The organism is Roseibium sp. ROS1, assembly GCF_054658215.1.
In genome coordinates this window covers 164,177-187,093 of record NZ_BAAGIG010000005.1, presented here as the reverse complement: position 1 = coordinate 187,093, position 22,917 = coordinate 164,177, and the positions used below count along the sequence as shown (strand labels likewise).

Below are 22,917 nucleotides of genomic sequence, written 5' to 3'. Positions count from 1 at the left end.
CCTTGCGATGCCTCCGTCAGGTGGGGAGGTATTATTGGGTCAGGGTGAAGGCTGCCGTGACCTTGTCGACGTTGTCGGCCGTGATCAGCACGCAATCGAAGAGCTGCTTTTCGCTTTCCGCGCCGGTGGAGCCGGTCTTGATGTACTTGTCGGCCTGGCGGATTGCTTCAGCGGAGAAGACTGCAACCGGCTGCAGCACGGTGTACTGAAGTTCGCCAGCACGGATGGCAGCAACAGCGTCCGGCGAACCGTCAAAGCCGCCGACCTTCACCTGGTCAAGCTTGCCGGCTTCCTTCAAGGCGGCGATTGCACCGAGAGCCATTTCATCGTTGCCGGAAATGACGCCGATGATGTCCGGATTGGCCTGAAGCATGGACTGCATCTTCTGATAGCCCTGGGTACGGTCCCAGTTGGCGACTTCCTGTGCTGCCTTTTCCAGATCCGGGTACTGGGTCAGCACGGTTTCGAAACCGTTGGAACGGGTTGCTGCGTTGTTGTCGGACGGCGCACCGAAAAGCTCGACGTATTTGCCCTCTTCACCAACGGCTTCCACCCACTGCTGCGCACCGATTGCAGCGCCCTGGGCGTTGTTGGAAACGAGCTGTGCCTGGGCAAGGCCTTCCTGGTTGATTTCAGCGTTGATGAGGAGCACCGGAATGCCGGCGGCCACGGCCTTCTTCACCGCGCCGACAGAACCGTCTGCATTGGCCGGGTCGAGAATGATTGCCTTGGACTGGTTGGTGATCGCGGTGTCGATCAGGGTGCTTTCGGTGTTGGTGTCACCCTTATGGGCGCTGACCTGTGCCTCGTAACCGAGCTCTTCCGCAGTCGCCTTTGCCACATGGCCTTCGGTGTACCAGTAGGGGTTGGCCGGGTCGTTGACGATGATCGAGATCAGGCCGTCGGCAAGAGCCGGGCTTGCAATCATCGGCAGGACGGCGGCAGCAGCAAGCAGGGTCCGTCTGGTAAATTTCAACATCGAGTATTCCTCCCTTAGCGTGAATGGGGGTCGCCAATTGGCGGGTATTCCCGCTCCCTAAGTCCTCCGGGAGCGGCGAAATCTGTTCGAGGCAGTGGCTATTTCTTCCGCGCGCTGCCGTATTGGATGGAGTTCATAAGGACGGCGAGCACGATCACGGCACCGGTGAAGACGGTCTGCCAGTAGGACGAGACGCCGATGATCACGAGGCCGTCGGACAGGAAGCCGATGACGAAGGCACCCAGCATGGTGCCTCGGACGGTGCCTCGGCCACCGGTCAGGGCTGCTCCGCCGATCACCACAGCAGCAATTGCGGTCAGCTCGTAGGTCGTTCCCGCGGTCGGGCCAGCGGATGTCAGCTGGGACGAGAGAACTAGACCTGCGATGGCGGCAAGAATGCCGGAGAGCGTATAGACCGACACCTGCACCTTCTTGACGGGAACGCCGGAAAGATCGGCCGCGTGGGCATTGCCGCCGGAAGCGTAGAGCCAGCGACCGAAGGCAGAACGGCTGAGCATCAGGCCGGCAACGATCGCAAGTGCCGCCAGCACCAGAACACTGATCGGTACGCCGAACAGACGGTTGAAACCAAGCCAGTCGAAACCGGTGTTTCCAAGCGAAGGATCGCCGGACAGGTTGTTGTAGGTGAGGCCGTTGGTCATCAACAGGGCGATGCCGCGGGCGACATACATGACGCCGAGCGTTGCCACGAAAGCCGGAACGCGGAACCAGGCGATCAGGATCCCGTTGACCGCGCCAACCAGCGCCCCGACGACACAAGTAATGACGACCACCGCCCAGACCGGCGGATAGACGATGACGCCGAAGGCATTCAGAACGATGCCCTGCATCTGGAAGCCGGCAATGACACCGGACAGGGCCAGAATGGAGCCGACCGAAAGGTCGATGCCGCCGTTCAGGATCACCAGCAGCATGCCGATGGCCAGAATGCCGTAGATCGCCACATGCGAGGACATGATCAGGAAGTTCCCGACCGTGAAATAATGCGGCGACAGGAACGAGAAAACGGCAATGATCGCGATAAGGGCGAAGAAAGCGCGGCCTTCGAGAAGGAGCCGTCCTATATTGTGCTCGCGGGACTGGCGGTTCTTGGCGACCGGTTGCGTGTTGGCGCTCGTAACGCTCATGATCTGATCTCCGTCAGGCGACCACGGCTTCGCCGGAGGCGGCCATGATCTTTTCCTTGCTGATGGTTGAATCGAATTCCGCCGAGATCCGGCCCCGGTGCATGACGATGATGCGGTGGGCGATGGACAGGCATTCGCCGACTTCCGAGGTCGAGTAGATGACGGCCAGACCTTCGCGGGCACGTTCGGCCAGGAGCCGGAACACTTCCGCCTTGGCGCCGATATCGATGCCGCGGCTTGGCTCGTCGAGCATGATCACCTTCGGCTCGGTGGCCAGGATCTTGCCGATCACGACCTTCTGCTGGTTGCCGCCAGACAGCGAGCCAATCGCCGCGTCCGGTCCGGAGGTCTTGACGGTGACCTTGCGGATGCTGGTTTCGATGAGATCGGATTCCAGCTTTCTGGACGTGAAGATGCCGCGCGTGAAATCCATGATGGAGGCAAGCGACAGGTTCTGGCCAACCGTCATTGTCTGGACGAGGCCGTCCTTCTGCCGATCCTCGGGAACAAGCGCGAGACCGTTGGCAATTCTCTGGCCGATCGAGAGGGGCGAGACATTGCCGCCGTTCAGGAGGATGTCTCCCGTCTCCTGCCTCAACCGCCCGGCCACGGTTTCCAGAAGTTCGGTGCGTCCGGCGCCCATCAATCCGTAGATGCAGACGATCTCGCCGGCTTTCACGTCAAGCGACAGGTCGTCGACCACGTTGTAATCCGCGCCTGACGGGTCGGCGACGGTCAGATTGCGAATGGAAAGGGCGGTTTCGCCAAATTCGTAACCGGTCGGTGGTGAGCCGAGATCATAGTTCTCGCCCACCATGTTGCGGACGATCCATTCCAGGTCGATGTCGCTGCGTGGTGCATAGGCGGTCATCACGCCGTCCCGCAGAACAACCGCGTGATCGGTGATCTGGAGCGCTTCTTCCAGGTGATGGGAAATATAGACGATGGAAACGCCGCGGCTCGTCAGGTCGCGAATGACCTTGAACAGCACTTCCACTTCCGAGGCGGACAGGGCAGAGGTTGGCTCGTCCATGATCAGGATGCGGCTGTCATATGAAAGCGCACGGGCAATTTCGACGATTTGCTGCTGGCCGAGGCGCAGATCCTCAACCGGTGTCAGCGGGTCGATATCCTCTTCCAGCTCCACCATCAGCGCTCGCGTCTGGCGTTCTTCCTCCGCGAAGTCGACCCCCATCGGTCCGCGAATTTCACGGCCCATGAAGATGTTGTCCCGCACGGAAAGGTTCGGCGCCAGGCTCAGCTCCTGGTGGATGATGGAGATGCCTCTGTCCCGGGCTTCGGTAGCCGAGGCAAAGGTGATCGGTGCGCCATCCAGGATGATTTCACCCGTCGTCGGCGTCGTGATGCCGGACAGGATGCGCATCAAGGTCGACTTGCCGGCGCCGTTTTCACCGAAAAGGGTGGTGACCTGGCCACGATGAATGTCGAAGTTGACACCCTTCAGAGCCTGGATCGCACCGTAGGACTTGGCGACATTACGCGCGGCGAGCACGACTTCGTCTTCAACTGCGGCAACGGGATGGATCGCGTTCATCGAACGGTGACCTCCGTCGGTGTTACCAGCCAGTTCTTGGGATTGATCAGGCGGAACGCGCCGGTGACCTGAATGGTCTTGCCGGTGAGGGCGCTCGTGTCGAGGCCTTCAAGCACCACCTGCTTCATTGCCCGGTTGATGGCGGAAGCGGCGTTCTGATACTCGATCTGGTTCTTGAAATCGCCGAAGGCGATATCCCCCGGGACATCGCGAAGATCCGTGCCGTTGATGGCAGGACCCGTCTGGACGCGAACCCGGATTTCCGATGGCACACCGTCAATCGTGACGTTGTAAAGTCCCGACTTTCCTTCGCCGACGACACCTTCGAACTTCACCGGAATGATCGAGCCGGTAGACGAAGCCGTGCCGTAGGTTTCGGCCAGCTTTGCTTTGTCGGAAAGCGCCAGGGCGCCAATCTCGCTAGCTTCGACGGCCTTCTGCGCAACGAAGTCGCGAATACGCGGAAAAGTGTCCACGCCGTAGACGTCAGGTGAAAAAGCCTGTTGCCGAATGTCGCTCTCGGAGCCGACACGCACGACCTTGGTGTCCAGGACTATGGCGCCGGCCACTACAGCGGCGATCGCGACCGCGATCCACTTTCCATAGCTGGGCTTCACGAATGATGAGCCGCCGACTGCTGTTTCGACCTTGGCCATATCTTCCTCCGGCATGCGATTCTTGTTCGGCCGCGACAAGGCTTGCGGCCGGCATGTTCTTCTCGTGTCAGGAGCTGGATGTGTCGGACGCCCGTTAACCGCGCCCGTTCAGCACGTCCTTAGCGGCTATGCGCAACTGAATGCGCAAATGCCCGGTGCTGCGTGCGGCATTGGTCCGCGATGCGCTTCCGGGTGGCCGCCATTTCTAACGTGAAAACCATTGTTCTCCTCCCAGTCCGCGCTTGCGCGGCTTTTTCGTTTGAGGGTCCCGTTCCTGCGAACGTTGCTCCCGCCCTCGCACTGGGAGAAATGCCTACTGCTTGCCTCCCAATGACAATCATCCTAGATGAAATAAATTACTTTGTCAGTAAAAAAATACATGCATATGAGATAATAGTGTTATATATAGACTGCAGAAGCTTCGTCCCGAACGGCGCATGCAGGGCTGTGCAAACAGTCGGGATCTGCGAGAGTCCGGTCAGTTGAAGCTTTCTGGGAGGAATGAAATGCAAGCCGAAATAGCGGCTCTTGAGCATGGCTTGGGCGGTGGACGCCATCATGCATAAGGGCGACATTCTTATCGGAATCGACTCCGGCACGTCCGTGGTGAAAGCGGTGGCGTTCGACCTTTCAGGCACCCAGATTGCGGTGGCTTCGGTCACGAATGCCTATGACACCGGCGCGGGAGGTGCCGCGACCCAGTGCATGAGCCGAACCTGGCAGGACTGTGTCACAGCCCTGAAACAGCTTGGTAATCTGGTCGATGGCCTGAGCGGGCGCACTGTCGCGATCGGCGTGACCGCGCAGGGAGACGGAACCTGGCTGGTGGGGCGGGACAATGTTCCGGTCGGTGATGCCTGGCTTTGGCTTGATGCCCGTGCCGCACCTACTGTCAGCCGGCTGGAAGGAAATGCGCTGAACCGGGCCCGGTTCGAGGCAACGGGAACAGGGTTGAATACCTGTCAGCAAGGCGCCCAGCTTGCGCACATGGACCGGTTTGACCCGGCAAGCCTGGACCGCGCGGAAGTCGCGCTTCATTGCAAGGACTGGCTCTACCTGAACCTCACGGGTGTCCGGGCAACGGACCCGTCCGAGGCTAGTTTCACCTTCGGCAACTTCCGGACCCGGCAATATAATGATGTGGCTATCGAAGCACTCGGCCTCAGGCACCGGCGGCATCTGCTGCCGGAGATCGTCGAGGGAACGGAAACGACCCACGGCTTGAGCGATGCGGCCGCGCAGGCGACAGGCCTTCGGGCAGGGACACCGGTTTCGCTCGGCTACGTCGACATGGTGATGACGGCACTTGGCGCCGGTGTCTACACGGGCGAAGCGGATGCCGCCTGTTCGACGATTGGCTCCACCGGTGTGCACATGCATGCCAAGCCAGCCGAAGAAGTGCACCTCAATGCTGAAGGCACAGGTTATGTGATTGCGTTGCCGGTGCCGGGCATCGTCACCCAGGTGCAGACCAACATGGCGGCCACGCTCAATCTCGACTGGGTTCTCAACATTGCCGCGGACGTGATGCGCGGCATGGGACAGGATGTCTCTCACCACGATCTGGTGTCCCACATCGAGGGCTGGCTTGCCGCCGGCAAGCCGGGCGCCATCCTCTATCACCCCTACATCTCTGAAGCTGGCGAACGTGGCCCCTTCGTCAATGCCAACGCCCGCGCCGGATTTACTGGGCTTTCCGCCGCAAATGGCTACGCGGATCTGGTGCGTGCGGTGGCGGAAGGTCTCGGTATGGCCGCCCGTGATTGCTACGCCGCAATGGGCGCACTTCCTTCCGAACTTCGGTTGACCGGAGGCGCGGCACGCTCCCCGGCACTACGTCAGATACTGGCAGCTGCGGTGAACGCACCGGTTCGCGTCTCGACGCGGGACGAGGCCGGAGCGGCGGGTGCCGCAATGATCGCGGCGGTTGCCACCGGGGTTTATCCGGACATGCGCAGCTGCATCAGCGAGTGGGTCACGCCCTTGCTTGGACAGGCGGAAGCACCCGATCCCGGCCTGGTCCGGTCCTACGAGACTATTTTCCCGGTCTTTGCAGGTCTTCGCAGGGATCTTGCACGCACATGGGACCTGCTTGCGAAACTGCGCACCGAAAGCCGCGACGAGACGGAACCTGCCAGCAGTGTCACCACAGGAGCATGAAATGACGAGCGAAACGCAGACGATCGATCTTTTGGTGATTGGTGGCGGCATCAATGGCGCCGGCATTGCGCGCGACGCTGCCGGCCGGGGACTGTCCGTCTGGCTCTGCGAAAAGGACGACCTTGCGCAAGGAACGTCATCCCGGTCGGGCAAACTGGTTCACGGTGGTCTGCGGTATCTGGAATATTATGAATTCCGGCTGGTGCGCGAAGCTCTGATAGAGCGGGAAGTGCTCATGAATTCCGCCAGCCATATCATCTGGCCCATGCGCTTCGTGCTGCCACACAGCCCGGCGGACCGCCCGGCCTGGCTCGTGCGTCTCGGCTTGTTTCTCTACGATCACCTGGGAGGCCGCAAGAAGCTGCCGGGCACCCGGACGCTCGATCTGCTCAGGGATCCGGAAGGCGCGCCGATCCTCGACAGTTACAAGCGCGGTTTCGAATATTCCGACTGCTGGGTCGACGATGCCCGCCTTGTTGTCATCAACGCATTGGATGCCTTCGAGAAAGGGGCTCGGGTTCTCACGCGTACGGCTGTTGCCAGCGCACGCCGCGACAACGGCGTCTGGCTGGCAACATTGCGCAACAGCGAAACCGGCGAAACGTCAACAGTTCGGGCCAGATGCATCGTCAACGCGGCAGGTCCCTGGGTATCCGATGTCATCTTGAACGTAGCCGGATCGAATTCCAGCCGGAACGTGCGGCTGGTCAAGGGAAGCCATATCGTTGTGCCGAAGTTCTGGCAGGGGCAACAGGCCTATCTGGTCCAGAACGACGACAAACGGGTGATCTTCATCAACCCCTATGAGGGCGACAAGGCTCTGATCGGGACCACGGATATCGCATATGAAGGCCGGGCCGAGGACGTGCAGGCCGAGGAATTCGAGATCGAATATCTGATCAAGGCCGTGAACAGGTACTTCAAGGCAAAGCTGCGCCGGTCGGATGTCCTGACCTCCTTCTCAGGTGTGCGTCCATTGTTCGACGACGGCAAGGGCAATCCGTCCGCCGTAACGCGCGACTATGTGTTCGATCTCGACATGACGGAAAATGTCCCGCTTCTGAATGTCTTCGGCGGCAAGATCACGACCTTCCGCGAGCTTGCAGAGCGCGCGATGCACAAGCTTGACCGGATCTTCCCGCAGATGGGCGGCGACTGGACGGAAACCGCCACGTTGCCTGGCGGCGAAATTCCGAATGCGGATTTCGAAAGCTTTTCGGAAACGATGCGGGAGGCCTATCCGTGGATGCCGCGCGCCCTTTTGAAACACTACGGGCGCTGCTACGGGGCAAGAACCAGCCGGATAGTCGGCTCGGCCACCGCACTGGACGGGCTTGGCAGACACTTCGGCGCGCAACTCTATGAGGCCGAGGTGCGCCATCTCGTCAACGAGGAATGGGCGCAGACCGCCGATGACATCCTGACCCGGCGGACCAAACACGGCTTGCACCTGAGCGCGGATGAAAAAGCGGCCTTCTCGAGCTGGTTCAACGCCGAATACGCCGCACGCGCCGCCTGATATCCGGCTCGGACGCCTGCCATTTCCCCGACGACTGGACACTTCATGCCCCTGACGCTTTCGCTCAACACAAACCCGCTGGTCAATCGCTACGCGGATCCCGCGGATCTGATCGAGACGGTTGCACGCGACCTGAAGATCCGCGACCTGCAGTTGACGCACGAGTTCATCAACCCCAGCTGGCCGGCGCCCCTTATCCGGCGGTTGACGCGCGAAATGTCGGCGTCACTTGCCAGGACAGGTGTGCGGGTGACCAGCGGTATGACGGGCCCCTACGGCCGTCTCAATCATTTCGGTCATCCAGATGCCGATGTGCGGCGTTATTATGTGGACTGGTTCAAGACCTTCGCCGACATCATCGGCGATCTCGGAGGCGTTTCCGTCGGCACCCAGTTCGCGATTTTCACCTACAAGGATTACGACGATCCGGTCCGGCGGGACGACCTGATCAGGATCGCCATGGATTGCTGGGCGGAGGTTGCCGAACACGCGAAGGGGGCGGGTCTGGAATATGTTTTCTGGGAGCCGATGAGCATTGGCCGGGAATTCGGTGAGACCATAGCGACCTGCCTTGCCCTTCAGGAGCGAATTTCGGCCACGCCGATGGCCATTCCGATGTGGATGATGGCCGATATCGACCACGGTGACGTGACCAGCTCAAATCCGGACGATTTCAACCCCTTTGCCTGGGCCGAAGCCGTTCCCCGGGTGTCGCCGATCATTCACATCAAGCAGAGCCTTCTGGACAAGAGCGGCCATCGGCCCTTTACGGCGGAATTCAACGCCCGCGGCCAGATCCATCCCGGACCGCTCCTGGAAGCTTTGGCGAAAGGCGGCGCCGAGGACAATGAGATCTGCCTGGAACTCAGCTTCAAGGAGCGCGAGCCAAATGACCGGCAGGTCATTCCGCAGATCGCCGAGAGTGTTGCCTTCTGGGCACCTCATATCGATACGGGCCAGCAGGATCTCAACATCTAGCTGATCGCGTCTTCGGCTATTTGCCAACGGGCTTGCGGTAGCAAGGCCCCGATATCTAAGCTATTGAAATCAGGTGACCGTCGCGGTTCGGTTGGCGGCGGCAAGCGGCATTGCGAATTATTGGGAAGGTACGCAAGGTGAGGGATATCGACCCGGAGGAATCGCTCGCGACGCGGGCTGCCTGGCTGCATTACGCCGGTGGACTGACACAGGCGGCCGTGGCAAAGCGGCTCGGGGTTGCCTCGGTCAAGGCGCACCGGCTGATCGCAAAGGCGGCTGCCGAAGGGGTGGTGAAGGTCTCCATTGATGGTGCGATCATCGAATGCGTCGAGTTGGAGGACAGCCTCTGCGACCGTTTTGGCCTCGAATTCTGTGACGTCGCACCGGATCTGGGCGAGCCCGGCATGCCGCTGCGGGCTCTGGGCCAGGCCGGTGCGGATTTCATCCGCCGGGAAATCGAGCGCAAGGAGCACAAAGTCATTGGCCTTGGCCATGGCAGGACGCTTTCCAACGCTGTTCGTCTGATGAGCCGCATGGATGCAGGCGGTGTCCAGTTCGTTTCCCTGCTAGGCGGATTGACCCGCAACTTTTCCGCCAATCCATATGACGTCATGCATCGCCTTGCCGAAAAGACGGCGGCGAGCGCCTTTGTCATGCCGGTGCCCTTCTTTGCCAATTCGTCGGAAGACCGGGAGGTGCTGCTCGCGCAGCGCGGGGTTCAGGACGTGTTCGACATGGCGAACGCAGCCGATATCAAGCTCGTCGGGATTGGCACCGTCGAGCCACAGGCGCAGCTGGTCTCGTCCGGCATGATCGAACTCAGTGAAATCCAGGAAATCAAGGCCGGTGGCGGTGTCGGCGAAATGCTCGGCCATTTCTTCGATGCCAGTGGACGGACACTGGAAACGACCCTGACCGCCCGCACGCTTGCGGCCACGCTGGATGAACGGGCCGACAGTCAGATCATCGCGATTGCAGGTGGCCCTGAAAAGATCGAGGCCATTCGCGCTATCTTGCGCAGCGGACGCCTGCGTGGCCTCATCACCGACGAGACCACCGCGCATGCCCTGACCGGAGCGTGACCGGTCAGGATGCGCAGACGGCTTGATCAGCCGACCAGAGACTTCGCCATGCGGGCAATCCCTTCTTTCGTGATGCCGAATTCCTCGTAGAGGCGTTCGGCCGGCGCAGAAGCTCCGAAACCACTCAGGCCGATGACATTGTCTTCACTGCCGACATAACGGGCCCAGCCAAGTTTTCCCGCGGCCTCGATGGCAATACGCGGGGCGGTGCCGAGAACGTCGGCGCGGTAGGCGTCCGGCTGGGCGTCGAACAGTTCCCACGACGGCATCGATACGACCGCAACGGCCAGTCCATCGGCTGCCAGGCCTTCCGCTGCCTCGACCGCCAGTGCAACTTCGGTTCCGGTCGCGATCAGCGTGATGTCGCGGCCCTCTCCGAACTGGCGGATGACATAGGCACCGCGTGCCGTCAGGTTTTCCTCTGTCCGCTCCAGGCGCAGTTGCGGGACAGCCTGACGGGAAAGGGCCAGAAGGCTCGGTGCATTCATGGAGCGAATGGCACAGTCCCAGGCTTCCAGCGTTTCAACCGTGTCTGCCGGTCGGAACACCGTCAGGTTGGGGATTGCCCTCAGCGAGAGGAGATGTTCGACCGGCTGATGGGTTGGGCCGTCTTCGCCAAGACCGATGGAATCATGTGTCATGACATAGATGGAGCGCAACCCCATCAGGGCCGAGAGGCGAATGGCGTTCCTTGCATAGTCGGAAAAGACAAGGAAAGTGCCGCCGTAGGGCAGAAAGCCGCCATGCAGCGCGAGGCCGTTCATGGCTGCCGCCATGGCAAATTCACGAACTCCGTAACCGATATAACGGCCGGACGCTTCGCGCGAAAACTGGCTGTTGACGGCAGGAACACGGGTCAGGTTCGATCCGGTCAGATCGGCTGATCCCCCGATCATTTCCGGCAAGGCCGGGGCAAGGGCTTCCAGGGCCATCTGGCTTGCCTTGCGGGTGGCAGCGGACCTGGGCTCTGAAAAGAGGCTGTCGCGCGCACTGGAGACTGCTGCCTCATAGCCTGCCGGCAACGTGCCGCTCACGCGTCTTTCGAATTCGCGGCGCTTGTCTTCAGGCGCAGCTGCCAGCCGGCCTTCCCAGGCCTTTCGGCTGTCCTGGCCACGTGTCCCGATCTTCTTCCAGCTTTCAGCGAGTTCATCCGGAATGGTGAAAGCAGGGGCCGTCCATCCGAGAGCCTTCTTGGTCGCGTCCGCTTCGTCCTTGCCAAGCGCCGCGCCATGTACGCCGGCGGTGCCTGCCTTGTTGGGGGAGCCAAAGCCGATCACCGTTTTCAGGGCGATCATCGAGGGTTTGTCGGTGGCTGCCTTGGCTGCGGTCAGTGCGGCGTCGACTGCAGAACCGTCATGTCCGTCGCACGTTTGCACATGCCAGCCACAGGCAGCGAAGCGGGCCGGAACATCCTCGGAAAAGGAAACGCTGGTTGGGCCGTCAATGGTGATGGAATTGTCGTCGTAGAGTACGATCAGTTTGCCAAGGCCCAGATGACCGGCAAGGCTGATCGCTTCCTGACCAATGCCTTCCTGAAGGCAGCCGTCACCGACGATCACATAAGTATTGTGATTTACGAGATCATCACCGAACTCATCTGCAAGACGCCGTTCGGCCAAGGCCATGCCGACGGCGGTCGCAATCCCCTGGCCAAGAGGGCCGGTGGTGGTTTCGACGCCTTTGGCGTGACCATGCTCGGGATGACCTGCGGTTATCGAGCCCCACTGCCGGAAATTTCGAATCTCCTCGATCGTCATGTCTTCATAGCCGCACAGGTGCAGCAGGCTGTAGAGGAGCATGGAGGCATGACCGTTTGACAGCACAAAACGGTCCCTGTCCGGCCAGTCCGGTGTTTTCGCGTCAAACTTCAGGTGTTTGCGGAACAGCACGGTCGCTGCATCCGCGAGACCCATGGGCGCGCCCGGATGTCCGGAAGCGGCTGCCTCGACGGCATCTATGGACAACGCCCGAATACAGTTGGCGAGTTTGAAATTTTCCGGGTCCAGGGCTGCTTTCGACGATAGAAATGTGTCTGTAGTCATGAGGTCCTCCTCTGCGCTTACGGCATAGGCGTAGCGGAGGATGTCACAAAAATAAATCACAAAATCACAAAATAACTTTGATTTTGTGATTTTGTGATGTTAGATATCAAGCATCCGGTGAACGCCGGACGAGGAGGATTTGCGTGAAACGCGAAGAACGAAGACAGGCGATCATGGATCTGCTCGTGGAACACAGGGAAGTCGATCTCGACGACCTTGCGGAGCGATTTGCCGTCTCGAAAATGACAATTCACCGGGATCTGGACGAGCTCGAACAGGCCGGCGTGCTGCGAAAGGTGCGCGGCGGTGCCACTGCGGATTCAGGAACGCAGTTCGAAAGCGACTTCCGCATCCGGGCCCGCCAGGACGCGGCCGCGAAGGAGCGGATGGCCCGTGCTGCTCTGGAGCTGATCGAACCCGGCATGACCGTGATTATCAACGACGGTTCGATGGCCGCAGTGCTCGGCTCAATGCTGCCGGAAAAGCGGCCGCTGACGGTCATCACCAACAACGCCGCCATTCTCGATGGTTTGCGGGATGAGCCCGGCATCACCCTTTTGGGCCTCGGCGGCGTCTATTCGGCCAAGTTCAACGGCTTTTTCGGCGTCGTTACCGAAGCGGCGCTGTCGCAGTTGCGCGCGGATATCGCTTTCGTGTCGACCCCGGCCGTAGCGGACCTAAAGGCCTTTCACATGGACGACAACGTCGTTCGTTCCAAGCAAAAGATGATGGGTGCTGCGTCTCGGCGCTGCCTGCTCGTCAATCACACGCGTTTCGGACGCACCGCACTTCATACCCTTGCCGATCTGGATCGGTTCGACTGGATCATCACGGATGACCAGCCGGCCGGAGATGCGGCGAAGGAAATCGAGGCTGCGGGGCTCAAGCTGATGATCGCAAAGGACTGAGCGAATGGCTGCCCTCACCGGAAAATGGGTCGGTACGAGCTGGAAAATGAACAAGCTGCTGGCAGATGCCAGACGGTTTGCGGACGGGCTTGTCACGTCCGACGCGGATCGTGATCCCCGGATCCAGCGGTTTGTCATCCCTCCCTTCACCGCGGTGCGCGAAGTGAAGGCGATGCTCGCAGGCACATCGGTGAAGGTCGGCGCGCAGAACATGCACTGGGAAGATGCAGGGGCGTGGACGGGAGAAGTCTCGCCGCTCATGCTGACCGATTGCGGTCTCGACATTGTCGAACTTGGGCATTCCGAACGGCGCAGTTTTTTCGGTGAAACCGATGAGACCGTCGGCCTGAAGACCGAAGCGGCCGTGCGTCACGGGCTCGTTCCGTTGATCTGCATCGGTGAAACGCTGGCGGAAAAAGAGGCCGGACAGGCACAGGCGGTGCTTGAGGCGCAGGTTCGCGCGGCTCTTGGCAATCTGTCCAATGGGCAGAAACAGGCCGAGATCCTGCTTGCCTATGAACCGGTCTGGGCAATCGGCGTCAATGGTGTGCCGGCAACGTCGGACTATGCCGACGCCCGCCAGGCGGAGATTATTGCCGTTGCCGAGGACGTTCTCAACCGGCGTATCCCCTGCCTCTATGGCGGGTCGGTCAATCCCGGAAACTGCGAAGAGCTCATTTCCTGTCCTCATGTGGACGGGCTGTTCATCGGACGATCAGCCTGGGAAGTCGAGGGTTACCTCGACATTCTCGCCAGGTGCTCGTCGAAACTCGGAGAGGTTTGACATGAAACTTGCAATTGCGGGCGACAGTGCAGGCGAGGGCCTTGCGAAACTGCTGGCGGACTACCTGAAGGATCGTTTCGAGGTCGAGGAGATCTCCAGAACGCCCGAAGGGCCGGATGCGTTTTATGCCAATCTGTCCGAGCGTGTTGCCAGCCAGGTGATCTCCGGTGCCTACGACCGGGCGATCCTGGTGTGCGGAACCGGTATCGGAGTGTGCATTGCCGCCAACAAGGTGCCGGGCATTCGCGCCGCACTGACCCACGACACCTATTCCGCCGAGCGGGCAGCCCTTTCCAACAATGCCCAGATCATCACCATGGGCGCGCGTGTGGTTGGCCCCGAACTCGCCAAATCCATCGCCGACGCCTTTCTGAAGGAAACATTCGACGTCAACGGCCGTTCTGCTAGCAATGTTGACGCGATCAATGCCGTCGATTCGAAGTATCATGCGGTCTGATCGAAATTGCTGACCTGAGGAATGATGAGACCATGCTGAGACTTCCGAACGATACGGACGTGAATGCCGAAACGCTGCAGGCGTATCTGGCAAGACAGCATGGGGCGAGCGATACCGCCGCCGTTCTTCAGGCCATTGCGGATGCGACCGGCGTCCTGGCAGACAGGCTTGCCGCGGGCCGGTTGCCGGGGGACCCCGGCGAAGTCGTCGGCACCAATGAAAGTGGCGACAAGCAGAAGGCACTCGATGTCGGTGCCCATCTTCACATGGTCGAGGTGCTGCGGGCAGCAGGTGTCCGCCAGCTGCTTTCGGAAGAAGCCGAAGAGATCATTCTTCTCAACCCGGAAGGCACGCTCGACGTTGCCATCGACCCCATCGACGGGTCCGGCAGTATTGGAACAGGCGCTCCGCTCGGGACCCTGTTCTCGATCCTGCCGGCATCGGACCAGGGTTTTCTGTGCACGGGCAGATCCGTCATTGCGGCGGGATATGTTTCGTTTGGCCATTCCACAGACCTGGGGTTCAGCCTGGGCAACGGCCTTCACCTTGCTGTCTTCGACCGCGCTGCGGGCGTGTTCCGCATGTTGCGGGAGAACCATCAGGTGCCCGCTAAATCAAGAACACTTGCCTTCAACGCCTCCAATGCCCGTCATTGGCCGGATGCGGTCCGGCGCTTTTCAGATGACGTTCTGAAAGGCAAGGAGGGGCGTCTTGGCGAAAACTACAACATGCGCTGGCTTGCCTCGGCGGTTGGCGAGTTTCACCGGATCCTGCTTCAGGGCGGTTTGTTCTTTTACCCCGGCGACCGGCGGCCCGGCTATGAGAACGGGCGCTTGCGTCTGGTCTATGAAGCGGTGCCGATCGCGTTTCTGATCGAGCAGGGCGGCGGCAAGGCGACGGACGGGCAAACGCCTATCCTCGACCTGATGCCCGAGAGCCTGCACCAGAACATTCCGTTGATTTTCGGGTCACCCGAAAACGTCGACATGTTCATTACCTATTGCACGGACAACACCTAAGGAGCTTTTGATGGCCCGCATCACTTTGCGTCAGCTGCTGGATCACGCAGCTGACAACGGCTACGCTGTGCCTGCGTTCAACATTTCCAACATGGAACAGGGCATGGCTGTCATGCGCGCCGCGGCCGATTGCGATGCGCCGGTCATCCTGCAGGCAAGCAGGGGCGCACGGGCCTACGCCGGCGACAGGGTGCTGGCCCGCCTGATTGATGGTTTCGCCGAAACCTGTCCCGATATTCCCGTTTGCATGCATCTGGACCACGGCAACAACCTGGCAACCTGCGTGACGGCTATCCAGCATGGCTTCACCTCCGTGATGATGGACGGGTCGCTGGAAGCGGATGGCAAGACGCCTGCCAACTACGCCTATAACGCGGGCATCACCCGGCAGGTCGTGGACATGGCTCATGCGGCCGGCGTGTCGGTGGAAGGCGAACTTGGCGTGCTCGGGTCACTCGAAACCGGCATGGGCGATCAGGAAGACGGGCATGGCGCAACCGAAAAGCTGAGCGAAGACCAGCTGCTGACCGACCCGGCAGAAGCTGAACGCTTCGTTGCCGACACGGGCGTCGATGCGCTTGCCGTTGCCATGGGCACCAGCCACGGCGCCTACAAGTTCACGCGCAAGCCGGACGGCAGCGTTCTGGCAATGAATGTGATCGAGGCCATTCACGCCCGTCTGCCGAACACGCACCTCGTCATGCACGGATCGTCTTCGGTGCCGGAAGATCTCCAGGAAATCATCAATTCCTACGGTGGCGATATTCGCCCGACCTGGGGCGTTCCGGTCGAGGAAATCCAGCGCGGCATCAAGAGCGGTGTGCGCAAGGTGAACATCGACACCGACAACCGCATGGCAATGACGGCAGCCGTACGCAAGGCCCTGACGAACGATCCGTCCGAATTCGATCCACGCAAATACCTTAAGCCGGCCATGGAGTTGATGGCGCAAGTGTGCCGCGACCGTTTCGAGGCTTTCGGAACAGCCGGCCACGCCAGCCGCATTCGCCCGCTGCCGCTGGAAGCGATGGCGCAGAGCTATAACTGACCAGGATGCGTTCTTGACCTGGATAAACTCGGGTTCCCGCAGGGTATCGCCGAGTTACGCCAGCTCTAAGCGGAGCCAGGCGATCAACTGGTCGACGGCACTGTGCCGCGACTGTTTGGTGCCTCGGTAAACCGAGATTTCGCTTGGTCTCCTCAGGGCAACATCACAGATGGAGCGCAACTTGCCTTCGTCGATAAGGCCGTCCACCGTGCGCTTCCAGCCGAGGGCAACGCCCTGACCGGCAACGGCGGCCTGAAGGACAAGCGGGTAGCTGTCGAAATAGATGACCTTCTTGTGGGCGGGTCGCGAAACGCCGACAGCTTCGAACCAGTCCGGCCAGTCAAACCAGTCCTGTGGCACCACCCGGTGCGACAGGAGCGGCAAGGTGGAGACCTCTTGCGGTGTCAGCGGCAACGACACGTCCTTCAAGAGCGCCGGAGCGCAGACCGGGAAGATCTCGTCGGATGCCGTGAACACCAACCGAGCGGCTCCGGCCGCCCGCCCGGTGGTCTGAAGGGCGACGTCAAATGGTTCGCGCGCCTCCGTCAGGGGTTCCAATGCGCTGACCAGTTGAAGCTGGATTTCAGGATGTGCCGCGTGGAAACCCGAGAGACGCGGCATCAGCCAGTAGAAAGCTTCGCATAGCTGGCATCGCAGGACGATGGTATCTGGATCGCCTGTCCCGCGGATGGCGGCAACTTCCGTGCGGATTGCCCTGAGTGCTTCACCGACAACCTGGCCCAAGCGTTTTCCTTCCTCGGTCAGGAACACCGCGCGGTTGCGCCGCTCGAACAGGCGGACACCCAGTTCCTCTTCAAGCTGACCAATTTGCCGGCTGATGGCCGTCTGGGTCAGGCCGAGTTCATCGGCCGCGCGTGTGAAACTTTCATATCGGGCAGCAGCCTCGAACGGTTTCAGGCGGGCCAGTGAGAGGTCATCCTTATGCATGCGTTTCAATCATGTATTTCTCGAAATTTCTCATTTTTCCAAAGATAGTGGACATGCTTCCATGCTGAAATGATATCTTTATTTCTGCCGAAACAACAAGCTGGATCGCTCCTTGCCGGGATCATTTCGATTACCGGAGCAGTGCTGTTGCTGTCCTTGTCCGACGCCTTGGTCAAACTGAACAGCGGCAGTATCGCGCTTGGGCAGTTGCTTCTGGTCCGCTCATTCGTCGCAGCCATTCTGCTTGGGCTGGCATTCGCGTACACAGGGCGCCCATCGCAGCCCCTTCTTGCGGCAAACGTCTGGGTCTGGACGCGCAGCGTATGCCTTGCACTGATGTGGGGCTGTTACTACGCCGCATTGCCGCTGATGCCGCTGTCACTTGCGGCAGCCTGCTATTACACCGCGCCCCTGTGGATGGCCATTCTGACATCTGTCTTTCAGGGAAGGCCCGTCGGTGCAAAAGGCACGGTTGCAATTGTTCTCGGGATGGCGGGTGTTGTCATGCTCCTGCGGCCGGGAATTGATGACATGTCTCCGGCAGTGGTCTTGCCCTTCCTGGCAGGCTTCTTTTATGCGCTAGCGGCGGTCGTCACGTCGGCCAGGTGCCGGAAGGAGGCTCCGCTGGCAATGGCGTTCAACCTGAACCTGGTGCTAGCCTTGGCGGGCGGTGCCTACGTGCTGGGGCTTCATCTCTTTTCCGTCCCTGCCGGGGCAGGGTTCCTGCTGAGCGCCTGGCCAGCTCTTTCAACTGCTGCGTGGGGACTTCTGATCCTGCTGGGTCTGCTGCTTGCCCTCATCACGGTGGCCGTGGCATTTGCCTATCAGTTGGCACCGGCACCTCTGATCGGGCTTTTCGACAATGGTTATCTCGTTTTCGCGGTGGTTTGGGGTGTCGTCTTCTTCGCGGATATGCCAGACAGGGCAGATCTGGCCGGCATACTCCTCATCGGATGTGCCGCGCTCCTCGCCTCACTGCCTCTTGCCGCAACCCGCCGCTGCCTGACCCCAAGGGAGAGTTGAACGTGTCTCTGGAAACCTGGCTTGCCTACACTCTCGCTTGTGTCGTTCTGACCATCATTCCGGGACCAAGTGTCATGCTGGTTGTCGGGCAAACCTTGATGCGCGGCAAAACCGCTGCAGTGATGTGCATTCTCGGCGACGTTGTCGGAAGTATCGTTCTGACAGGCCTTTCCTTCGCAGGTGTCGGCGCTATTCTGGCCGCGTCCACGGTGCTGTTCCAGATCGTGAAATGGACAGGCGTCGTCTATCTCGCCTGGCTGGGTTACAGCCAGATCAGGGAGGCACGTCGCGACAGCGTTTCCCTTGAACCGGGCGTACGCACAGTGTCTGCGTGGGGCAGTTTCTGGGCAGGTACCCTGACGGCTATCTTCAACCCCAAGGCGATCGTCTTTTACATGGCCTTCCTCGCCCAGTTCATCGACCCGGCCGCGGACATGACGGTTCAACTCGTTGTGCTGACACTGACCTCAAGCATTGTCGTCATGGTGCTTCTGGCGGGCTATGCGTTGATCGCCGCGCGTGCGCGCAAACTTTTTCAGACACGCCTCGCCCGGCGCCGCATGGGCTATGCCGGGGGCGGGTTCATGATCGGTGGAAGCGCCTTGATGGCGGTAACGCGCTGAAGCAGAACCGTCCGCCGGAACGGTCAGTCGTCCCGGGCTTCGGCTTCACGGCGTTCAAACGACACCAGCGAACCGTCCGGCAGAACCTGGTGAATGTCGACGGGCGCGCCCGTCTCGTCCAGCTGCACAAGGCCGATCCCCGACGCGTTCAGGATCCGGCGGCCATGTGGCGTTCCGACGGGCTTGCGCGGGATGACACGCATACCACGGCGCTTGGTGAACCAGTTCAGCGGCGAACGGGGTGAAAAAGCCCATCGGTTGCCGCGATCCAGAATCTTGATCAGCTTGTCCGGCCATTTGTTCTTTATCCCGCTGCTGCAGATCTGCCAGATCTTCGAACCGTTGTCGGTGGCGCCGGACAGGCTCGGTGCGGTCTGGCGCAGTTCAACGTCATAGACGAACGAGTAGTGCACATCGCCGGAGAGGATGACAAAGTGCTGGGGGGTGCCGCGGTGACCGAACACATTCAGGATCGCACTGGCGGTTCCCGAATGCGCCATCCAGTATTCCGCGTCGACAGTCAGCGGCTTGCCGGCCAGCGTGAACATCTTCTGCACCGTTTCGATCAGCTTGACGCCGAAGATCGGGGCAGCGGACACAAGCAGAACGGCGTCCTTGCCTTTCAGGTGGGTCTGAAGGTCGGTGGCTGCTTCCCAGTCCAGAAGACCAGAGGGATTATGCGCGTTGCGTTCTGACCGCCAGCGCCGCGTGCGCGTGTCCAGAACGATCAACGGCGGGGACGTCTGCCACTGATAGTCCCACTCCTCGTATTCAAGCAGCGTGGTGATCGCGGTCTCATGCGCGTCGGAACCGGGATCGGCAAGCGCGGCTTGCACGGGCGGAAGAATGTCCGGACCGATGGTGCGTGCCCGGTTTCCCCAGGCCTGGTTAAGAGCATAGGCGACCAAGGCATTGCCGATAACCCGGCGCGACAAGGGATGGCTGTAAGCGGCCTGCTCCCACGCAAGCGACAGGTTCCAGTCGTCGGTGATGTCGTGATCATCAAAAATCATCGCCGTCGGAAGATGCGCCATGACCCGTCTGCAGGCAGGCAGATCAGCCCGGAAATCCTTTAGCGTTACCGTCTCTTCGGCGTACATCTCCGCGTCCTTGGCCTCCAGGCCTTCCGGCGCTTTCAGCTCCGGCATGCCTTGCCAGGACGCCGGCGACCAGACCAGCAGATACATGGCCAGCATTTCGCCAAGTGTGACGAGGTGGTTGCGGGCGTGCTGGGTTGTGAAAACCGGTTTTTGAGTGCCACCGAACAGGACGTCGAACACGGTTTTGTTCTTGTAGACCCGGGGCAAAAGCGTATCGCGGTGATAGAGCAGATTACCGACATTCCGCAGTTCGTTGCCCGACGCCGGCAGGCCAGGCTCAACGCCATCCAGCGGTTCGTCCGGCAGGCCCAGTTTTTCGACAAGCAGGCTGATCGCCTGGAGCATCGGTCCCGCAACGTCGTCGGCATAAACCTGGTCACCGCTCATCACGAGCAGCGATGGCAAGGCGGGACTGCCGGCTGTCGTTTCGCCCTCAGGGCCAAGGGCCTGCCTCAGGACCACGTCGGCTCCGGCAAGGCCATCAGGGGTTTGCGCATGCGGCTTGCGGCAGGACCCGTGAAACAGGGAGGTGATACGGTCCGGCACCTTGAAACAGGGCAAGTCACGTCCCGGATAGCAGAGATCGGGCGCCCACACCGTGTGATCCTGCCAAGCTGTCCCTGCTTCACCAGTCGGCTTGACGCTCAGGCGATAGGAAATCAGGACATCGATGGGGAGCGAAGTGCCCAGTTCGATATCGACGAGATGATAATAGAGGCTCTCTCCCGCCTTCAGAACCTGCCAGTCCTGATCGCCGGTTTCATAGGTCTGGTTGAGGTCCGGCTGTGCTTCGGGGAAAAACTCAAATCGAACATCGCAATGTCGGGATGTGGCGAGCCAGACGCTAACGTTGTTCGCCGTTATATGGCGCAGGATCGGTCCCGCCAGGACTATCGGGAGACCGGCTCCAACTGTCATTCTGAACTCCTCATCCGTCTGCCAAACACACACGGTGTGAGTGCTCAACTGTCTTCGTCATGCTGATCTTGTTGACGTAGACATATGAACTGCGGCGCCTGCATCCAAGTGCCAGCAGAAGACCGATTGCCCCGCGACATTGTTCGCGGGGCTGAGGAGTTACAGAAAACCGGAAGAGGAAATGCTCTCGAAAGGGCAGGCTTCAGCCTTTCACGCCCGAGGAGATCATGACGGCTTCCGTCACCTTCTTCTGGAAGATCAGATAGGCAACGGCGACGGGCATGGCACCCAGAAGCGCGACGGACATCAGACGGGCGTAATAGACGCCAAAGGCATCGTTCACCTGGGTGATCCCGACCGGGATCGTCATCTGGTTCTCCGTTGTGATGACGAGGAAGGGCCAGAGAAACTGGTTCCACGCCATGATGAAGGTGATGATTGCCAGAGCGGTCGTGATGCCCCAGTTGAGCGGCAGGTAGATCCTGAACAGCAGCGTATAGTCACCGCCGCCATCCAGGACGACGGCCTCGCGCATTTCCTTCGGCACGGCGTCAAAGAACTGCTTGTAGACGATGATCACCACCGGAACGATGAGCTGCGGCAGGATGATGCCGGCCCAGGTGTTTATCAGGCCCATGTCGTTCATCAGGATGAACTGCGTCACCACAAGCGCCTGCGAGGGCACCATGAAACTGGCGAGCACCACGCCGTAAAGCAGCCTCCGGCCGGGAAAGCGCATCTGGGAGATGGCATAGGCGCACATCATTCCGGAGACAATGACAACCAGCGTGATGATCACGGATGTGCCGATGGAGTTCCAGTACCAGTTGAGCAGCTTGGTATCGAACAGAACGTCGATATAGGAGGCCAGGTTGAACTCGTCGGGAATGACACCTGCACCTTCGCTGACGACCCTTTCCTCGGTGCGGATCGAGGTAATGAACGCCCAGTAGAGTGGGAAGATCCAGATGGCCGCCGCCAAGAGGCTGCCGATGCCCAGAACCCAGTTTTCCAGTTTGCGGGTCTTCATTGCTTGTTCCCTCCCGCGCGCAGCAACTGAAACTGCAGCACCGACACGACCACGATCAGCACAAACAGAACAAGGGCGATGGCAGAGGCATAGCCGCCGTGGTTCAACTGGAAGGCTTCCCGGTAGACCATCAGAAGCAGAACGTAGGACGAATTGAACGGCCCACCGGACGACAACAGGTAGATCTGGTCGAAAATCTTGAGCTGCAGGATCAGCTGAAGGGTCAGGACAAGAGCGGTTACCGGCCAGAGCAGGGGCCAGGTGACCTTGGTGAACAGTTGCCAGCGTGTTGCCCCGTCCAGAGCCGCTGCTTCATAATAATCGCTGGAGATGTTTCGAAGGCCCGCGATGAACAGAAGCACGTTGAAACCGTTGGTCCACCAGATGGTCACCGTGGCGACTGTCGGCATGACCCAATAGGGGTTCTTGAAGACCGGCACCGGTTTGCCGGTAAAGAACGCGAACACCGGCTGCAGCACGCCAAACTGGAAGTCCAGCATCCAGGCCCAGATTTGCGTCACCACCGACACGGGCAGAATGTAGGGAAGAAAGAAAAGCGCGAGGATCAACGCCTGAAGCGGACCCTTGATGCGCGTGATCATCATTGCAATGGCAAGGGCCAGTGCGGTCGTTGGAACGACGGTCAGGAGAACGAAATAACCGTTGTTCTTCAGAGATGTATAGAAGAGGTTGTCGGTAAGCAGCCGTTTGAAATTGGCAAGGCCGACCCATTCCCCCGGACCGATCAGGGGCGCGTTGGTGAAGCTCAGCTCGATCATCCGGATCGTCGGATAGAGAAAGACCAGCACGAAGGTCAGGACAAAGGGCGCGATGAGCGTCATGGCGACCGCCACTTCCCTGCGCCGGTTGGTAATCATGGCCACTTGAGTAATCGTCCTTTTCTCGCCGCAGGAGACGCCTGCCGCATATGGTGTGCGTG

The 22,917-nt window shown here is 60.3% G+C and carries 20 protein-coding genes; 11 read left to right on the top strand and 9 right to left on the bottom strand.

Translation table 11 applies throughout. From position 1 onward, the window contains the following. Nucleotides 1–31: 31 nt before the first annotated feature. The 4 genes from ACYQ6M_RS27035 to ACYQ6M_RS27020 all read right to left on the bottom strand — a co-directional run bounded on the left by ACYQ6M_RS27035 (nt 32) and on the right by ACYQ6M_RS27020 (nt 4,353). Nucleotides 32–979, bottom strand: coding sequence for a substrate-binding domain-containing protein (locus tag ACYQ6M_RS27035; RefSeq protein ID WP_460076690.1), 948 nt, complete (start codon nt 977–979; stop codon nt 32–34). 98 nt (nt 980–1,077) lie between these two features. Beyond that, nucleotides 1,078–2,127, bottom strand: coding sequence for an ABC transporter permease (locus ACYQ6M_RS27030; protein ID WP_460076688.1), 1,050 nt, complete (start codon nt 2,125–2,127; stop codon nt 1,078–1,080). 13 nt (nt 2,128–2,140) lie between these two features. Further along, complete coding sequence (locus tag ACYQ6M_RS27025) at nt 2,141–3,682, bottom strand: sugar ABC transporter ATP-binding protein (RefSeq protein WP_460076687.1); 1,542 nt, start codon at nt 3,680–3,682, stop codon at nt 2,141–2,143. Continuing rightward, complete coding sequence (locus ACYQ6M_RS27020; RefSeq protein WP_296598009.1) at nt 3,679–4,353, bottom strand: DUF2291 family protein; 675 nt, start codon at nt 4,351–4,353, stop codon at nt 3,679–3,681. Before ACYQ6M_RS27020 ends, ACYQ6M_RS27025 begins: the two co-directional genes overlap by 4 nt. Nucleotides 4,354–4,893: 540 nt before the next feature. Here ACYQ6M_RS27020 and ACYQ6M_RS27015 point away from each other — a divergent pair. The 4 genes from ACYQ6M_RS27015 (at nt 4,894) to ACYQ6M_RS27000 (ending at nt 10,077) form a co-directional block, all read left to right on the top strand. Beyond that, on the top strand, nt 4,894–6,498 hold the full coding sequence (locus ACYQ6M_RS27015) for an FGGY family carbohydrate kinase (protein WP_460076974.1): 1,605 nt from the start codon (nt 4,894–4,896) through the stop codon (nt 6,496–6,498). A gap of 1 nt (nt 6,499) precedes the next feature. Further along, nucleotides 6,500–8,017 (top strand): glycerol-3-phosphate dehydrogenase, encoded by a 1,518-nt coding sequence (locus ACYQ6M_RS27010; protein WP_460076685.1) that lies wholly within the window; start codon nt 6,500–6,502, stop codon nt 8,015–8,017. Nucleotides 8,018–8,062: 45 nt separating this feature from the next. Further along, the gene (locus ACYQ6M_RS27005; protein WP_460076683.1) at nt 8,063–8,995 is read left to right on the top strand and encodes a TIM barrel protein; all 933 of its coding nucleotides are present in this window, start codon (nt 8,063–8,065) and stop codon (nt 8,993–8,995) included. Nucleotides 8,996–9,141: 146 nt separating this feature from the next. After that, nucleotides 9,142–10,077 (top strand): sugar-binding transcriptional regulator, encoded by a 936-nt coding sequence (locus ACYQ6M_RS27000; protein ID WP_055661105.1) that lies wholly within the window; start codon nt 9,142–9,144, stop codon nt 10,075–10,077. A gap of 26 nt (nt 10,078–10,103) precedes the next feature. Here the strand turns inward: ACYQ6M_RS27000 and tkt are convergent, their stop codons facing one another. Next, nucleotides 10,104–12,119, bottom strand: coding sequence for a transketolase (gene tkt, locus ACYQ6M_RS26995; RefSeq protein ID WP_460076681.1), 2,016 nt, complete (start codon nt 12,117–12,119; stop codon nt 10,104–10,106). 143 nt (nt 12,120–12,262) lie between these two features. On the opposite strand from tkt, the gene ACYQ6M_RS26990 reads away from it, so the two are divergent. Genes ACYQ6M_RS26990 through fba form a run of 5 tightly spaced genes read left to right on the top strand, consistent with a single transcriptional unit; the run spans nt 12,263 to nt 16,335 of the window. Further along, nucleotides 12,263–13,027, top strand: coding sequence for a DeoR/GlpR family DNA-binding transcription regulator (locus ACYQ6M_RS26990; RefSeq protein ID WP_460076679.1), 765 nt, complete (start codon nt 12,263–12,265; stop codon nt 13,025–13,027). Between the two features lie 4 nt (nt 13,028–13,031). Next, nucleotides 13,032–13,811: a triose-phosphate isomerase gene (locus ACYQ6M_RS26985; RefSeq protein WP_460076678.1), complete on the top strand. Its 780-nt coding sequence runs from the start codon at nt 13,032–13,034 to the stop codon at nt 13,809–13,811. A gap of 1 nt (nt 13,812) precedes the next feature. After that, nucleotides 13,813–14,268 carry a D-erythrulose-4-phosphate isomerase gene (derI, locus tag ACYQ6M_RS26980; RefSeq protein ID WP_077294282.1) on the top strand — a complete coding sequence of 152 codons (456 nt, stop codon included), beginning with the start codon at nt 13,813–13,815 and terminating at the stop codon, nt 14,266–14,268. Nucleotides 14,269–14,300: 32 nt separating this feature from the next. After that, entirely contained in the window at nt 14,301–15,287 is a 987-nt protein-coding gene (locus ACYQ6M_RS26975; RefSeq protein ID WP_152507847.1) for a class 1 fructose-bisphosphatase, read from the top strand. Between the two features lie 10 nt (nt 15,288–15,297). Continuing rightward, a complete protein-coding gene (gene fba, locus ACYQ6M_RS26970) occupies nt 15,298–16,335 on the top strand; it encodes a class II fructose-bisphosphate aldolase (RefSeq protein ID WP_460076675.1) in 1,038 nt (345 codons plus the stop codon). A gap of 54 nt (nt 16,336–16,389) precedes the next feature. Here the strand turns inward: fba and ACYQ6M_RS26965 are convergent, their stop codons facing one another. Continuing rightward, nucleotides 16,390–17,283, bottom strand: coding sequence for a LysR substrate-binding domain-containing protein (locus ACYQ6M_RS26965; protein ID WP_460076673.1), 894 nt, complete (start codon nt 17,281–17,283; stop codon nt 16,390–16,392). Nucleotides 17,284–17,352: 69 nt separating this feature from the next. Between ACYQ6M_RS26965 and ACYQ6M_RS26960 the strand changes: the two genes are divergently transcribed. Together ACYQ6M_RS26960 and ACYQ6M_RS26955 are read left to right on the top strand one after the other, a co-directional pair. Further along, nucleotides 17,353–18,306: a DMT family transporter gene (locus ACYQ6M_RS26960; protein WP_460076671.1), complete on the top strand. Its 954-nt coding sequence runs from the start codon at nt 17,353–17,355 to the stop codon at nt 18,304–18,306. A gap of 2 nt (nt 18,307–18,308) precedes the next feature. Continuing rightward, entirely contained in the window at nt 18,309–18,929 is a 621-nt protein-coding gene (locus tag ACYQ6M_RS26955) for a LysE family translocator (RefSeq protein ID WP_460076669.1), read from the top strand. 23 nt (nt 18,930–18,952) lie between these two features. Here ACYQ6M_RS26955 and ACYQ6M_RS26950 read toward each other — a convergent pair whose 3' ends face one another. The 3 genes from ACYQ6M_RS26950 to ACYQ6M_RS26940 all read right to left on the bottom strand — a co-directional run bounded on the left by ACYQ6M_RS26950 (nt 18,953) and on the right by ACYQ6M_RS26940 (nt 22,855). After that, nucleotides 18,953–20,947, bottom strand: a complete 1,995-nt coding sequence (locus ACYQ6M_RS26950; RefSeq protein ID WP_460076667.1) for an alkaline phosphatase D family protein — start codon at nt 20,945–20,947, stop codon at nt 18,953–18,955. 202 nt (nt 20,948–21,149) lie between these two features. After that, complete coding sequence (locus tag ACYQ6M_RS26945) at nt 21,150–21,977, bottom strand: carbohydrate ABC transporter permease (protein ID WP_152512292.1); 828 nt, start codon at nt 21,975–21,977, stop codon at nt 21,150–21,152. Then, complete coding sequence (locus ACYQ6M_RS26940) at nt 21,974–22,855, bottom strand: carbohydrate ABC transporter permease (RefSeq protein ID WP_460076972.1); 882 nt, start codon at nt 22,853–22,855, stop codon at nt 21,974–21,976. The genes ACYQ6M_RS26945 and ACYQ6M_RS26940 overlap by 4 nt, the downstream gene beginning before the upstream one ends. Nucleotides 22,856–22,917: the final 62 nt, after the last annotated feature.

Coding starts and splice junctions, on each gene's coding strand:
- ACYQ6M_RS27020 (WP_296598009.1), bottom strand. CDS start 4,353: ATGCCGGAGGAAGATATGGCCAAGGTCGAAACAGCAGTCGGCGGCTCA.
- ACYQ6M_RS26940 (WP_460076972.1), bottom strand. CDS start 22,855: ATGATTACCAACCGGCGCAGGGAAGTGGCGGTCGCCATGACGCTCATC.
- ACYQ6M_RS27030 (WP_460076688.1), bottom strand. CDS start 2,127: ATGAGCGTTACGAGCGCCAACACGCAACCGGTCGCCAAGAACCGCCAG.
- ACYQ6M_RS26965 (WP_460076673.1), bottom strand. CDS start 17,283: ATGCATAAGGATGACCTCTCACTGGCCCGCCTGAAACCGTTCGAGGCT.
- ACYQ6M_RS26945 (WP_152512292.1), bottom strand. CDS start 21,977: ATGAAGACCCGCAAACTGGAAAACTGGGTTCTGGGCATCGGCAGCCTC.
- ACYQ6M_RS26975 (WP_152507847.1), top strand. CDS start 14,301: ATGCTGAGACTTCCGAACGATACGGACGTGAATGCCGAAACGCTGCAG.
- tkt (WP_460076681.1), bottom strand. CDS start 12,119: ATGACTACAGACACATTTCTATCGTCGAAAGCAGCCCTGGACCCGGAA.
- ACYQ6M_RS26960 (WP_460076671.1), top strand. CDS start 17,353: ATGATATCTTTATTTCTGCCGAAACAACAAGCTGGATCGCTCCTTGCC.
- derI (WP_077294282.1), top strand. CDS start 13,813: ATGAAACTTGCAATTGCGGGCGACAGTGCAGGCGAGGGCCTTGCGAAA.
- ACYQ6M_RS27025 (WP_460076687.1), bottom strand. CDS start 3,682: ATGAACGCGATCCATCCCGTTGCCGCAGTTGAAGACGAAGTCGTGCTC.
- fba (WP_460076675.1), top strand. CDS start 15,298: ATGGCCCGCATCACTTTGCGTCAGCTGCTGGATCACGCAGCTGACAAC.
- ACYQ6M_RS26985 (WP_460076678.1), top strand. CDS start 13,032: ATGGCTGCCCTCACCGGAAAATGGGTCGGTACGAGCTGGAAAATGAAC.
- ACYQ6M_RS27010 (WP_460076685.1), top strand. CDS start 6,500: ATGACGAGCGAAACGCAGACGATCGATCTTTTGGTGATTGGTGGCGGC.
- ACYQ6M_RS27035 (WP_460076690.1), bottom strand. CDS start 979: ATGTTGAAATTTACCAGACGGACCCTGCTTGCTGCTGCCGCCGTCCTG.
- ACYQ6M_RS27005 (WP_460076683.1), top strand. CDS start 8,063: ATGCCCCTGACGCTTTCGCTCAACACAAACCCGCTGGTCAATCGCTAC.
- ACYQ6M_RS26950 (WP_460076667.1), bottom strand. CDS start 20,947: ATGACAGTTGGAGCCGGTCTCCCGATAGTCCTGGCGGGACCGATCCTG.